This is a genomic window from Micromonospora sp. NPDC002575 (genome assembly GCF_042889525.1).
Classification (GTDB): domain Bacteria; phylum Actinomycetota; class Actinomycetes; order Mycobacteriales; family Micromonosporaceae; genus Micromonospora; species Micromonospora carbonacea.
This window is the reverse complement of the sequence record NZ_JBIARA010000008.1, coordinates 83,115-95,548: the sequence shown is the minus strand read 5'-3', so window position 1 is coordinate 95,548 and position 12,434 is coordinate 83,115. Positions and strand designations below refer to the sequence as shown.

The 12,434-nt window shown below is 75.0% G+C and carries 11 protein-coding genes; 9 read left to right on the top strand and 2 right to left on the bottom strand.

What is annotated here, in order from left to right:
• Positions 1-17 precede the first annotated feature (17 nt).
• The 6 genes from ACFYWL_RS14635 to ACFYWL_RS14610 are packed head-to-tail and all read left to right on the top strand — an operon-like array spanning position 18 to position 6,676.
• Entirely contained in the window at positions 18-830 is an 813-nt protein-coding gene (locus tag ACFYWL_RS14635; RefSeq protein WP_386972234.1) for an IclR family transcriptional regulator, read from the top strand.
• 5 nt (positions 831-835) lie between these two features.
• Positions 836-2,050, top strand: coding sequence for a CaiB/BaiF CoA transferase family protein (locus ACFYWL_RS14630; protein WP_386972232.1), 1,215 nt, complete (start codon positions 836-838; stop codon positions 2,048-2,050).
• A gap of 33 nt (positions 2,051-2,083) precedes the next feature.
• Positions 2,084-2,923, top strand: coding sequence for a cyclase family protein (locus ACFYWL_RS14625; protein WP_077939782.1), 840 nt, complete (start codon positions 2,084-2,086; stop codon positions 2,921-2,923).
• On the top strand, positions 2,916-4,349 hold the full coding sequence (locus ACFYWL_RS14620) for an MmgE/PrpD family protein (protein WP_386972227.1): 1,434 nt from the start codon (positions 2,916-2,918) through the stop codon (positions 4,347-4,349). The genes ACFYWL_RS14625 and ACFYWL_RS14620 overlap by 8 nt, the downstream gene beginning before the upstream one ends.
• Positions 4,350-4,353: 4 nt before the next feature.
• On the top strand, positions 4,354-5,817 hold the full coding sequence (locus ACFYWL_RS14615) for a dihydroorotase family protein (RefSeq protein ID WP_386972224.1): 1,464 nt from the start codon (positions 4,354-4,356) through the stop codon (positions 5,815-5,817).
• 4 nt (positions 5,818-5,821) lie between these two features.
• Positions 5,822-6,676 carry an HpcH/HpaI aldolase/citrate lyase family protein gene (locus tag ACFYWL_RS14610; protein WP_386972221.1) on the top strand — a complete coding sequence of 285 codons (855 nt, stop codon included), beginning with the start codon at positions 5,822-5,824 and terminating at the stop codon, positions 6,674-6,676.
• Positions 6,677-6,690: 14 nt separating this feature from the next.
• On the opposite strand, the gene ACFYWL_RS14605 is transcribed toward ACFYWL_RS14610, so the two are convergent.
• On the bottom strand, positions 6,691-9,015 hold the full coding sequence (locus ACFYWL_RS14605) for a glycoside hydrolase family 3 N-terminal domain-containing protein (protein WP_386972218.1): 2,325 nt from the start codon (positions 9,013-9,015) through the stop codon (positions 6,691-6,693).
• A gap of 143 nt (positions 9,016-9,158) precedes the next feature.
• Between ACFYWL_RS14605 and ACFYWL_RS14600 the strand changes: the two genes are divergently transcribed.
• Positions 9,159-9,758 (top strand): DUF5134 domain-containing protein, encoded by a 600-nt coding sequence (locus ACFYWL_RS14600; RefSeq protein ID WP_386972215.1) that lies wholly within the window; start codon positions 9,159-9,161, stop codon positions 9,756-9,758.
• Between the two features lie 77 nt (positions 9,759-9,835).
• Here the strand turns inward: ACFYWL_RS14600 and ACFYWL_RS14595 are convergent, their stop codons facing one another.
• Positions 9,836-10,513 (bottom strand): hypothetical protein, encoded by a 678-nt coding sequence (locus ACFYWL_RS14595; protein WP_386972213.1) that lies wholly within the window; start codon positions 10,511-10,513, stop codon positions 9,836-9,838.
• A 345-nt stretch (positions 10,514-10,858) separates the two neighbouring features.
• Between ACFYWL_RS14595 and ACFYWL_RS14590 the strand changes: the two genes are divergently transcribed.
• Together ACFYWL_RS14590 and ACFYWL_RS14585 are read left to right on the top strand one after the other, a co-directional pair.
• Complete coding sequence (locus ACFYWL_RS14590; protein ID WP_386972210.1) at positions 10,859-11,713, top strand: ABC transporter permease; 855 nt, start codon at positions 10,859-10,861, stop codon at positions 11,711-11,713.
• Positions 11,710-12,432, top strand: coding sequence for an ABC transporter ATP-binding protein (locus ACFYWL_RS14585; protein WP_386972208.1), 723 nt, complete (start codon positions 11,710-11,712; stop codon positions 12,430-12,432). Before ACFYWL_RS14590 ends, ACFYWL_RS14585 begins: the two co-directional genes overlap by 4 nt.
• The last annotated feature ends 2 nt before the right edge of the window (positions 12,433-12,434 follow it).

Sequence of the window (12,434 nt, the reverse complement as noted above, 5' to 3'; positions counted from 1 at the left end):
CCACAGTGAGGACAGACATGACCACCACCCCCCTCGTCGCACCCGATGACCGGCGGGTCCGCTCCGGCCTCGGCCGGGCCCTCGACGTCATCAACATCATCGCCGCCCGGGCGCCGGAGACCCTCGGGGTGTCCACCATCGCCCGCGAGCTGGGGCTGCCGAAGGCGGTCGCGTACCGGATCCTGAAGGAGCTGGCCGCCGACGAGTTCCTCGACTTCGACGAGGACACCAAGCGCTACCGGCTCGGCGTCGGGGCGCTCGCGGTGGGCCTGGCCGCACTGCGCGCGCTGGACGTCCCGGAGATCGCCCGCCGGTACCTGGTCAGGCTGGTCCGCCGCACCGGCGAGACCGCCACCCTGTCGGTGCGGCAGGGCTCGATCCGGGTCTACATCGACCAGGTGCTGTCCCCGCACGAGGTCCGCATGTCGGTGTCCCTGGGCACCAGCCACCCGCTGCACTCCGGCTCGTCGTCCAAGGCGATCCTCGCGGCGCTGCCCGCCGTGGAGCTCGACGAGTACCTGGCCCAGCCGCTGGAGCGGGTCACCCCCTCGACCATCACCGACCCGGCCGTGCTGCGCGACGAGCTCGCCCATATCCGCCGCCAGGGCTACGCGGTGAGCATCGGGGAGCGGCAGAACGGCGCGGGCAGCGTCGCCGCCGCCATCCGCTACGGCACCGGCCAGGTCTTCGGCTCCATCTCCCTGTGCGGGCCGCAGGACCGGTTCACCCGGCAGGTCTGCGCCGACCACGGGACGCTGGTGGCCGCCGCAGCCGCCGACATCTCCGCCGAACTGGGCTACCGCCCGCCGGCCGACCGGGCAGAGGGGTGATCGCCGTGACCACACCGACCACGCCCGCCGACGGCCCGCTCGCCGGGCTGCGTGTGCTGGACGCCTCCACGATCCTCGCCGGGCCGCTGTGCTGCCAGATCCTCGGCGACTTCGGCGCCGACGTCGTCAAGATCGAGCACCCGACCGCCGGGGACAGCATGCGCGGGCACGGCAAGGCCAAGGACGGCCATCCCCTGTGGTGGAAGGAGATCTCCCGCAACAAGCGCACCATCGGGCTGAGCCTGTCCGCCCCGGAGGGCGCGGCGCTGCTGCTGCGCCTGGCCGCCCGCGCCGACGTGCTGGTGGAGAACTTCCGCCCCGGCACCCTGGAGCGCTGGGGGATCGGCCCGGCGCAGCTGCACGCGGCCAACCCGGGTCTGGTCATCGCCCGGATCACCGGCTTCGGCCAGACCGGCCCGTACGCCTCCCGCGCCGGCTTCGGCACCCTCGCCGAGGCGATGAGCGGCTTCGCCCACCTCACCGGCGTCGCCGACGGCCCACCCACCCTGCCCGCGTTCGGCCTGGCCGACAGCATCTGCGGCATCGCCGCCTCCTCGGCGGTGCTGATGGCGCTGCGCCACCGCGACCGCACCGGCGAGGGCCAGGTCGTCGACCTGAGCCTGCTGGAGCCGATCATGACGGCGGTCGGCCCCGGCCCGACCGTCTACGACCAGCTCGGCGTCGTCGAGCAGCGCAACGGCAACCGGTCGGTCAACAACGCGCCCCGCAACACCTACCGCACCAGCGACGGGGCGTGGGTCGCCGTCTCCACCAGCGCCCAGGCCATCGCCGAACGGGTGCTGCGCCTGGTCGGCCACCCCGAGGTCATCGACGAGCCCTGGTTCCGCACCGGCGTCGGCCGCGCCGGGCACGCCGACGAGCTCGACGCGTACGTCGGCGGGTGGATCGCCCAGCGCACCCGTGACGAGGTCAGCCGCGCGTTCACCGAGGCCGGCGCGGCCGTCGCCCCCGTCTACAGCGCCCGCGACATCGCCGAGGACCCGCACGTGCGGGCCACGGAGATGCTCACCACCGTCGACGACGCCGACCTCGGGCCGGTGCGGATGCACAACGTGATGTGGCGGATGTCCGCGACCCCCGGACGGATCCGCTTCACCGGGCGCGCCCTCGGGGCCGACACCGAATCCCTGTTGATCGACGAGCTCGGCTGCGACCCGGCCGAGATCGCCGATCTCCGAGCCCGCCACATCGTCGCCTGACGGCGTGGCCGAACCGCTGAAACGTGAGGAACCGTGACGACCACCGCCCGCCACGCCGACCGGCTGCTCGACGCCGTCCGCGCCGGAGTCGAGATCTACGACCTCGGCCGGCTGCTCTCGATCGGCATGCCCCAGTCGCCGAACCACCCGCCGTTCTGGCTGACCATGCCGCGCCGGCACGGTGACATGGTCCGCGCCGACGGCGGCTCGGCGGCCAACGACCTGCTGGTGATGGGCACCCACGTCGGCACGCACGTCGACGCCCTCGCCCACGTCTCCCACGACGGGCTGCTGCACGGCGGCGCGGACGCCGCCGCCGCCCAGTCCGGCGGGCGGTTCACCGAACTCGGCGTGCACACCGTCGCGCCGATGGTCCGCCGGGGCGTCCTGCTCGACGTGCCCGCCGCCCTCGGCCGGCCCGACTGCCCCGCCGGCTACGAGATCACCCCCGCCGACCTGGACGCCGCCGTCGACCGGCAGGGCACCCCCGTGGAGCCCGGCGACGTGGTGTTGATCCGCAGCGGCTGGGGCCGGCACTTCGACGACCCCGACCGCACCCGATACGTCGGCCACGACTCCGGCGTGCCCGGGGTGGGCGCCGACGGCGCGCGGTGGCTCGCCGCGCACGGGGTGCACGCCGCCGGGGCCGACACCATCGCCTTCGAGTGCCTGCGCCCCGGCCAGGGCCACAGCAGCCTGCCGGCGCACCGGATCCTCCTGGTCGAGCACGGCGTCTACCTGATCGAGGCGATGGCGCTGGAGGAGCTCGCCCGCGACGCGGTGCACGAGTTCACCTTCGTGCTGGCCCCGCTGCCCCTGTACGGTGCCACCGGCTCGCCGGTGCGCCCGCTGGCGGTGGTGGGCCGTGGCTGAGCCGACCCTCGGGCAGGCCCTGGCCGCGTTCGCCGCCGACACGCCCGCCGCCGCGCTGCCCGCCGCCGTGGTCGACAGCGTCCGCCAGCGGCTGCTCGACGTCGTCGGGCTCTGCGTGGCCGCCGTCGACCTGCCGAGCAGCCGAGCCGCCCTGGCCTACGTGCGCGACCAGGGCGGGCGGGGGCAGGCCCGGGCGATCGGGGTCGCCGACCCGGTGCCCGCCGCGCTGGCCGCGTTCGGCAACGGGGTGCTGGCGCACTCGCTGGACTACGACGACACCCACCTGCCGTCGGTGCTGCACCCGAGCGCGTCGGTGGTGCCGGCCGCGCTCGCCGCCGCCGAACTCACCGGCGCGTCCGGCCGGGAGACCGTGGCCGCCGTCGCGGTGGGCCTGGAGGTCTGCGTGCGGCTCGGCATGGCCGGCTACGACCGCGCCGCCGGCAACTCGGTCTTCTTCGAGCACGGCCAGCACGCCACCTCCATCTGCGGCACTCTCGGCGGGGCGGTCGCCGCCGCCCGGCTGTTCGGGCTGGACGCCGGGCGCACCCTCGACGCGCTGGGCGTGGCCGCCTCCATGGCGGCCGGGCTGATCGAGGCCAACCGCACCGGCGGCACGGTCAAGCGGATCCACTGCGGCTGGGCGGCGCACTCGGCGGTGAGCGCGGCGGCCCTGGCCCGGCACGGCGTCACCGGCCCGCCCACCGTCCTGGAGGGCCGGTTCGGCTTCTTCGAGGCGTTCCTGCGCGGCGAGTACGACCCGGCGGAGATCACCGCGGGGCTGGGCGTCGACTGGGCGGTGCCGGACATCTTCTTCAAGCCCTACCCGGCCAACCACTTCACCCACGCCGCCATCGACGCGGCGCTGGCGCTGCGCCGGCGCGGCGTACGCCCGCCCGACGTCGAGTCGGCCACCCTCGGCGTGCCCACCCCCGTCATCCGCACCATCGGGCAGCCCATCGACCGCAAGCGCCGCCCCACCACCGGCTACGAGGCCCAGTTCAGCGGCCCGTACGCGGTCGCCGCCGGCCTGCACGGCGGCGGGGTGCTCGGCGTCGGCCCGGACGACTTCACCGACGCCCTCGCCGTCGAGGAGTCCCGCCGGGCCGTGATGGCCCGCGTCGACGTGGTCCCCGACGAGCGCTGCGACGCGATCTTCCCGCACCAGTTCCCGGCCGTGCTGCGCGTGGTCACCCGCGACGGCCGGGAGTGGACCGAGGAGGTGCTGGCCAACCGGGGCGGCCCGGCCCGCCCGCTGACCACCGCCGAGCTGGCCCTGAAGTTCCGGCACAACGTCGCCGGCCGGCTGCCCGCCGACGTCGCCGACGCCGTCGAGCGGGAGATCGCCGCCCTCGACACCGCCCCCGACGTGCGGCGGCTGGCCGGCCTGCTCGCCGCCGCCGCGGCACCCGACACCCGACAGGAGTGAGCGCATGACCACCTTCGACCTGCTGCTGCGCAACGTGCGCCTGGTCCGGCACGACCGGCCCGACACCGAGACGGTGGACATCGGCGTCACCGCCGGCACGGTCGCCCGCGTCGCGCCGGGCCTCGACCCGGCCGACGCCGCGAGAGTGCACGACGGGCAGGGGAAGCTGGCCTTCCCCGGCGTCGTCGACGCCCACCAGCACTGGGGCATCTACAACCCGCTCGCCGAGGACACCGCCTCGGAGAGCCGCGCCAGCGCCCAGGGCGGCGTCACCACCGCCCTGACCTACATGCGCACCGGGCAGTACTACCTCAACCGGGGCGGCCGGTACGAGGACTTCTTCCCCGACGTGCTCGCCGCCAGCGCCGGCCGCTCCCACATCGACTACGGCTTCCACCTGGCCCCGATGATGCGCGAGCACATCGACGAGCTGCCCGACCTGGTCGACCGGTTCGGGGTGACCTCCTTCAAGATCTTCATGTTCTACGGCGGGCACGGCCTGCACGGCCGCTCGGCCGACCAGAACTCCTTCCTGATGATCCCCGAGGGCGAACGCTACGACTACGCCCACTTCGAGTTCGTGATGCGCGGCGTGCAGGCCGCCCGGGAACGCTTCCCCGAGCTGGCCGACCAGATCTCCCTGTCGCTGCACTGCGAGACCGCCGAGATCATGAGCGCCTACACCCGCCAGGTGGAGCAGGAGGGCCGGCTGCGCGGGCTGGAGGCGTACCACGCCTCCCGGCCGCCGCACTCCGAGGGGCTCGCCGTCTCCATCGCCTCGTACCTGGCCCACGAGACGGGCCTGCCCACCATCAACCTGCTGCACCTGTCCTCGGCCAAGGCCCTCGACGCGGCCCTGCGGATGGCCGAGGCGTTCCCGCACATCGACTTCCGCCGCGAGGTGACCATCGGGCACCTGCTGGCCGACATCACCACCGCGCACGGCCTCGGCGGCAAGGTCAACCCGCCCCTGCGCCCCCGCGCCGACGTCGAGGCGCTCTGGGGGCACCTCCTCGACGGCCACGTCGACTGGGTGGTCAGCGACCACGCCTGCTGCAAGGACGAGGTCAAGTTCGGCGAGCCCCGCGACGACGTCTTCGTCGCCAAGTCCGGCTTCGGCGGGGCCGAGTACCTGCTGCCCGGCCTGCTCACCGAGGGCCGCCGCCGGGGCCTGCCGCTGTCCCGGGTCGCGGAGCTGACCTCGTGGAACCCGGCCCGCCGCTTCGGCCTGGCCGGCAAGGGCGCCGTCGCCGAGGGCTACGACGCCGACCTCTGCCTGGTCGACGCCGACCACACCTGGACGGTCCGGGCCGCGGACTCCGAGTCCACCCAGGAGTACACGCCGTTCGAGGGCTTCGAGCTGACCGCCCGGGTCACCGACACCTTCGTCCGGGGCGAGCACGTCCTCGTCGACGGCAAGGTCACCGGCAGCCCGCGGGGCCGCTACGTGCCCCGGGCCGGGCGGTAGCGCCGTGCCACCCGTCGCCCGCAGCTACCTCTACGTCCCCGGGGACCGGGAGGAGCTGCTGCGCAAGGCTTCCGGCCGGGGGGCCGACGCGCTCGTGCTCGACCTGGAGGACGCGGTCACCCCGGCCCGCAAGGCCGAGGCCCGCCGGGCGGTCGCCGCCGCGCTCGCCGTCCCGGCCACCACCGAGACCTGGGTACGGATCAACAGCGACCAGGTCGACGCGGACGTCGCGGTGCTCTCCGCGGCGGCGGCCGGGGTATGGGTGCCGAAGGCGGAACCGGAGCTGCTGGCCGAGGTCGACCGGGCGCTGACCGGGGCGGAACGCCGGCTCGGGCTGGCCGAGGCCACCTTCGCGGTCGTCGCCCTGATCGAGACCGCCCGGGGGATCCTCACCTGCCCGCAGGTCGCCGCCGCGCCCAGGGTGCTGCGGCTCGGGCTCGGCGAGGCGGACCTGGCGGGGGAGCTGGGCCTGCAACCGGGGCCGGATCGGGCCGAACTCGCCCCGATCCGCTCCCAGGTCGTCGTCGCCTCCGCCGGGGCGCGGATCGTCGCGCCGGTCGGCCCCGTCGAGACGACGCTGCGCGACCCGGACCGGCTGGAGGCCGGCACGCGGACGCTGCTGCGCCAGGGGTTCCGGGCGCGCAGCGCCATCCACCCCGGCCAGCTCGCCACCATCAACGCCGTCTTCACGCCCGGCCCGGCGGAGGTCGCCGCCGCCCGGGAGGTGGTCGACGCGCTGGACCGGGCCGCCCGCGACGGCTCCGGCGTGGCGACCGACGCCCACGGCCGGCTGCTGGACCGGGCGGTGGTCCGCGCCGCCACGGAGGTGCTGCGCCGCGCCGAGCGGCCCGCCGGCTGAGCCGCCCCGGGCGGTCAGCCCGCCGCGCGTACGGTGAACGACGCCCGCAGCAGCGTCTCCGCCCGCGACGACGGGCCGACGAGCAGCGTGAAGTCGCCGGGCTCGACCACCCGCACGCCCCGGGCGTCGACGATGGCGCAGTCGGCGACGGGGACGTCGATGCGCACCGTGGCGCTCTGCCCCGGCTCCAGCGCCACCTGCCGGAATGCCTTCAGCTCCCGCTCCGCCCAGCTCACGGAGGTGACGTCGTCGCTGACGTACGCCTGGACGGTTTCCAGGACCGGCCGGGTCCCGGTGTTGCGGACGGTGACCTCGGCGCGCACGGTGTCCGTCGGCGCCAGGTCGCCCGGGGCGACCCGCAGGTCGGCGTACTCGACGGTGGTGTAGGACAGGCCGTCGCCGAAGGCGAACGCGGGGCGCTGGGTCAGGTCGGCGTACCGGGTGCCGTGCTGGCCGCGGATCTGGTTGTAGTAGGTGGGCTGCTGCCCGACGTGGCGGGCGAACGAGATGGGCAGCCGCCCGGCGGGCTCGACGAGGCCGAGCAGCAGCTCGGCGATCGCCCGGCCGCCCCGCATGCCCGGGTTGGCTGCCCAGAGCAGGGCGGCGGCGTCGAGGGCCGAGTCGGGCAGCACCAGCGGCTTGGACGCGAGCAGCACGACGACCATCGGGGTGCCGGTCGCGGCGAGGGCGTCCAGCAGGGCGTTCTGCCCGCCGACCAAATTGAGCGTGGCGGTGCTGCACCCCTCGCCGACCAGCTCGATGCGGTCGCCGACGACCGCGACGACGTAGTCGGCCCGCTCGGCGGCGGCGACCGCCTCGGCGATCAGCGCCGCGTCCGGCGGGCAGGGCAGGACGACCTGCGGGCGGGGCTGGCCGTCGGGGAACAGCGCCCCCTCGGGGTCGGGGGCCATGGTGAGGATGTCGGCGCCGCGCGCGTACGTGACCGCCCAGCCGTCGGGCACGTGCTCGCGCAGCCCGTCGAGGACCGTGGTGATCATGTCGCGGGGCTGGCCGTCGCGCATCCAGGCGGCCTGCCCGGAGGAGCCGGCCCAGTCGCCGAGCTGGGTCTGCGCGTCGTCGGCGAGCGGGCCGACGACCGCGACCGTACGCGGCGGGCCGCCGTCGCCCCGGGCGCGCCCGGCCGCGTCGGCGGCGAACCCGCCCGCGAGCGGGAGCATCCCGTCGTTGCATAGCAGCACCAGCGACCGGCGGGCGACCTCCAGGTTGAGGGCGGCGTGCGGCGCGCTGCCGATCACCGCGCGTTGCCGGGCGGCGTCCGGCCGGCGGGGATCCTCGAACAGGCCCAGCTCGAACTTCAGGGCCAGGATCCGGGAGACGGCGTCGTCGAGGTCCGATTCGACCAGCAGGCCCCGCGCGACCGCGTCCTGGGCGCCCTGGAAGAACTGCGGGGTGGTCATGATCATGTTGTTGCCGGCCCGCACGGCCGCGGCGGCGGCGTGCGCGTGGTCGGGCTGCACCCGCTGCTCCCAGACCATCCGGCCCACGTTGTCCCAGTCGGTGACGAGCGTGCCCGTCCAGCCCCACTCGCCGCGCAGCACGTCGGTCAGGAGCCAGTCGTTGACGGTGATCGGCACGCCGTCGGTGCTCTGGTAGCCGAGCATGAAGGTGCGGCACCCCTGCCGGGCGACCCGCTCGAACGGCGGCAGGAACCACGCGCGCAGCTTGCGCCGCGACAGGTCCGCCTCGGTGGCGTCCCGGCCGCCCTGGGTCTCCGAGTAGCCGGCGAAGTGCTTGGCGGTGGCCAGCACGGCGGTCGGGTCGGCCAGGTCGTCGCCCTGGTAGCCGCGCACCATCGCGGCGGCCAGCTCGCCGATCAGGAACGGGTCCTCGCCGAACGTCTCGTCGACCCGGCCCCAGCGCAGGTCCCGCGCGATGCACAGCACGGGGGAGAAGGTCCAGTGCACGCCGGTGGGGGCCACCTCGACGGCGGTGGCGCGGGCGACCCGCTCGACGAGCTCCGGCGACCAGGTGGCGGCCATGCCGAGCTGGGTCGGGAAAATCGTCGCGCCGGGGAAGAACGAGTGCCCGTGGATGCAGTCCTCGCCGACCAGCAGCGGGATGCGCAGCCGGGTGCGCGCGGTCAGCTCGTGCGCCTCGACCACCCGGGCGGGGGAGGTGTGCAGGATGGACCCGACGTGCTTGCCCAGGATGTGGTCGGCCAGGTCGCCGTGGGAGTCGAGCTGCATCATCTGGCCGACCTTCTCCGCCAGGCTCATCCGCCCGAGCAGGTGGGCCACCCGCTGCGCGGTCGGCCGGGTCGGGTCGAGGTGGGGCAGGTCGACGCTGATCGGGTCTGCGATGCTCCGGGACGCGGTCACCGCCCGACCGTACACACCACGGCCGGTCCCCGGGTGGACGCAGAGGGCAACTTCGCGCACAGACGCCGGCTCCTGCGCCGACTACCGTCGGCCCTGACCGCCTGCCCACAGGCCCGGGACGGTCGGACGAGGGGAGCGAGCCCATGGTGTTCCCGGCGCTGCAATGGCCGATGACGCTGGCGCTGGTGGCCGTGACGTCCTACCACGGGTTCCGGTTCCTGGGCCCGGCGTCCGCGCGGGCGGGGTCGGGCCAGGCCGTGCGGCGTCGGATCGCCGAGGGCGTCCACCTGCTCATGGGCGTGGCGATGACCGCCATGGTGTGGGCGCTCGGGGTGCCGCCGGCGGTGTGGCTCGTCCTGTTCGTGCCGGCCGGCCTCTGGTTCGCGGCGCTGACCGCCCGCCGCCCGGCGGCACCCGGCGCGCGGGCGGTCACCGGATACTTCGCCCTCGCGTCGGCGGCGATGGTGTGGATGACCGGCCTGCCGGGCGGCCACGCCGGGCCGCACGGCCAGCACGGCGCGGCCCCGCCGGCGGGCTGGTGGCCGCCGCTGGTCAGCCTGGCCCTGGGCGGGTGCCTGCTGCTCGCCGCGGGCTGGTGGGCGGCCCGGGGCGTACGCCTGACCCCGGCCTGGCCCGACCGCGTGCCCGCCGGCCGGCCGGCGGCGGCCGGGGCGCGCGCCGAGGGCCTCTGCCACGCCACGATGGGCGTCGTCATGGGCCTCATGCTGCTGGCGACGGTGTAGGCCGGCGTCGAAGCGGGAACCGGTGTGAATCTTGGAAGATTCCGGCCCCCCAAGGGGCCCGTTGCTTCCAAGATCTCCTATCTGCCTCCGGCGTCGGCCCGGGCGGCGCGGGTCTGTCGTCGCCGCAGCACCAGCCAGGTGCCGAGGATGATCAGGGAGATCAGCGGCGCCGGGTGGCCGAGCAGCGCGGCGACGGCGAGGTCGGCGGCCACGCCGACGACGGTGGCGACGAAGACCCAGCGCGGCGCGGTCCCGGCGACCTGCCGCCGGTCCGCCGGCATCCAGCGGGTCGTCGACCACGGCTTGGCGACGGACACCCAGGCCTGGAAGGCGATGGCGCCGGCCATCAGCGCCGAGCCGACGGCCAGCGGCACGGCGGGGCCCCGTGCGCCCGTGGTGGCCGCCGCGGCGGAGTCGGCCAGCGCCGAGCCGAGGACGAAGATCCCGAGGTGGAGCTGTACCAGGGTGATCACGAACTTGACCAGCACCCACCGGTAGCGGAAGAAGCCCCACGGGGTCGCGGCGGCGAGCATGAAGCCGGTGAACGCCGAGGCGTTGGCCAGCGGCGCGAGCAGCCGTCCGTCGAGCACCTGCGCCATGGACGTGGCGGCGACGGCCACGTCCCGGTCGGGCGTGGTGAGGCTGGTGGTGAGCAGCACGCAGAGGGCGAGGGCCTGCGCCATCCAGCCCACCGAGGTCGTCACGTGCAGCCACAGCGCGAGCTGACGCCAGCGCCGTACGGAATGCGAAGCCATGGGCCCACGCTCGCAGCGGCCCGCCCGGCCGGCCAGGGGAGAAAACCCGGGGACTGGCGGGCCGGCCGCCCCGGACCCTCCTCAGGGAACCCCCTACGGACGCGGGAGGGGGAGCAGGTCCCGGCGCGGGCGACCCGTCGACACCGGGGCTCGGGATCGGCGGGCGGTCACGGACCGCGTGCTGTCGGCTACCCGACATTGACTTTCCCGATGCGTGGGACGCTGGTTGCTACCCTACTAATCCTACCGGCAGGATAGGGAATCGAAGATCGGTGCGTACGCACTGGTCAACGAACTGCCGTGGTCGAGAACGACGCGGCCCGCGTACCGAAAGATGGGATGTCGATGACCGTCACGCACCCTGTCGCCGCCGAGGAGGTCGCGCTCGGCGGCGGGCGGTCGCCCGCCCCGCCGGGCCGCCCGCCCGCCACCGACGTCGTGGGACGCCTCACCCGGCCGCTGCCCGCGCTGCTGCTCGTCGCCCTGCTCGCGGCCGGCTGGCAGCTCATGGCGCGCGCCTCCGGCAGCGCCCTGATCCCCGGCCTCGGCGACGTCGCCCGCAACCTCGTCGACATCGCCGCCAGCGGGGCGCTGTGGGACAACGTCCGGGTCACCCTCACCCGCGTCGCGCTGGGCTTCGCGGCGGCGTTCGTCGTCTCCGTCGCCGCCGGCATCGCGATGGGCCGCAGCGAGTGGCTGCGCCGCTTCCTGGAGCCCGCCGTCCTCATCGGACTGGCCACCCCCGGCCTGGTCAAGGCGCTGCTGTGCGTCATCTGGTTCGGGGTGAGCCTGCTCAACCCGATCCTCACCGTGGCGCTCGCGGCGGCCCCCGCGCTGACTATCAACGTCGCGCAGGGCGTCCGCTCGGTCGACCCGGCGCTGGGCGAGATGGCGCACGTCTACCGCCTCGACGCGCTGACCCGGCTGCGGTACGTGTGGCTGCCCGCCATCGTCCCCGACCTGTTCACCGGGGCGCGCCTGGGCATCGCGATGGCGTGGAAGGTCATCGTGCTGGTCGAGATCTTCGGCCTCGCCGACGGCGTCGGCTACCAGCTCAACCTGGAGTTCTCCCAGCACAACGTGGCCGGCGTGCTCGCCTGGACCGTCGCCTTCGCCCTGGTCATGGCCGCCATCGAGTACGGGCTGTTGCAGACCCTGGAGCGGCGCGCCGTGCGCTGGCGGCGGGTGGCGCTGCGATGAGCATCCGGATCAGCCTCGACGGCGTCGACAAGGCGTTCACCAACCGGCGCACCGGCGAGCGGCAGCAGATCTTCCGCGACTTCTCCCTCACCCTCGCGCCCGACGAGCTGGTCGCCGTGGTCGGCGGCTCCGGCACCGGCAAGACCACCCTGATGCACCTGATCGCCGGCCTGGAACGCCCCGACGCGGGCACCGTCTCCACCGGCGGCGGGCGGCCCCGCCTCGGCATGGTGTTCCAGCAGCCCCGCCTGCTGGACTGGACCTCCGTCGAGACCAACGTGCGGCTCGCCGCGAACGCGGCCGGCGTCGACGCCGCCGAGGTCGCCCCGATCCTCGCCGCCGTCGGCCTGACCGAGTACGCCCGGTCGTACCCGTCGGTGCTCTCCGGCGGGCAGCGCCAGCGCGTCGCCGTGGCCCGGGCCTTCGTCGTACGCCCGGAGGTGCTGCTGCTCGACGAGCCGTTCAGCGCGCTGGACGAGCTGACCGCCCGCCGCCTGCGGCTGCTGCTGCAACAGCTCTGGCTGCGCGCCCCGCGCACCGGCCTGCTGGTCACCCACAACGCGCTGGAGGCGGCCTTCCTCGCCGACCGGGTGGTGGTCCTCGGCGGACGCCCCGCCGAGGTGGTGCGGGAGTACCGCATCGACCGCCCGCGCCCCCGCAGCCCCGAGGACCCCGAACTGTTCGACGTGCACCGCCGCATCGTCGCCGCCCTCACCTGAAC

Bases quoted from the DNA above. Each gene is read 5' to 3' on its own strand.
- ACFYWL_RS14590 (WP_386972210.1), top strand. From the start codon at position 10,859: ATGACCGTCACGCACCCTGTCGCCGCCGAGGAGGTCGCGCTCGGCGGC.
- ACFYWL_RS14595 (WP_386972213.1), bottom strand. From the start codon at position 10,513: ATGGCTTCGCATTCCGTACGGCGCTGGCGTCAGCTCGCGCTGTGGCTG.
- ACFYWL_RS14600 (WP_386972215.1), top strand. From the start codon at position 9,159: ATGGTGTTCCCGGCGCTGCAATGGCCGATGACGCTGGCGCTGGTGGCC.
- ACFYWL_RS14615 (WP_386972224.1), top strand. From the start codon at position 4,354: ATGACCACCTTCGACCTGCTGCTGCGCAACGTGCGCCTGGTCCGGCAC.
- ACFYWL_RS14635 (WP_386972234.1), top strand. From the start codon at position 18: ATGACCACCACCCCCCTCGTCGCACCCGATGACCGGCGGGTCCGCTCC.
- ACFYWL_RS14585 (WP_386972208.1), top strand. From the start codon at position 11,710: ATGAGCATCCGGATCAGCCTCGACGGCGTCGACAAGGCGTTCACCAAC.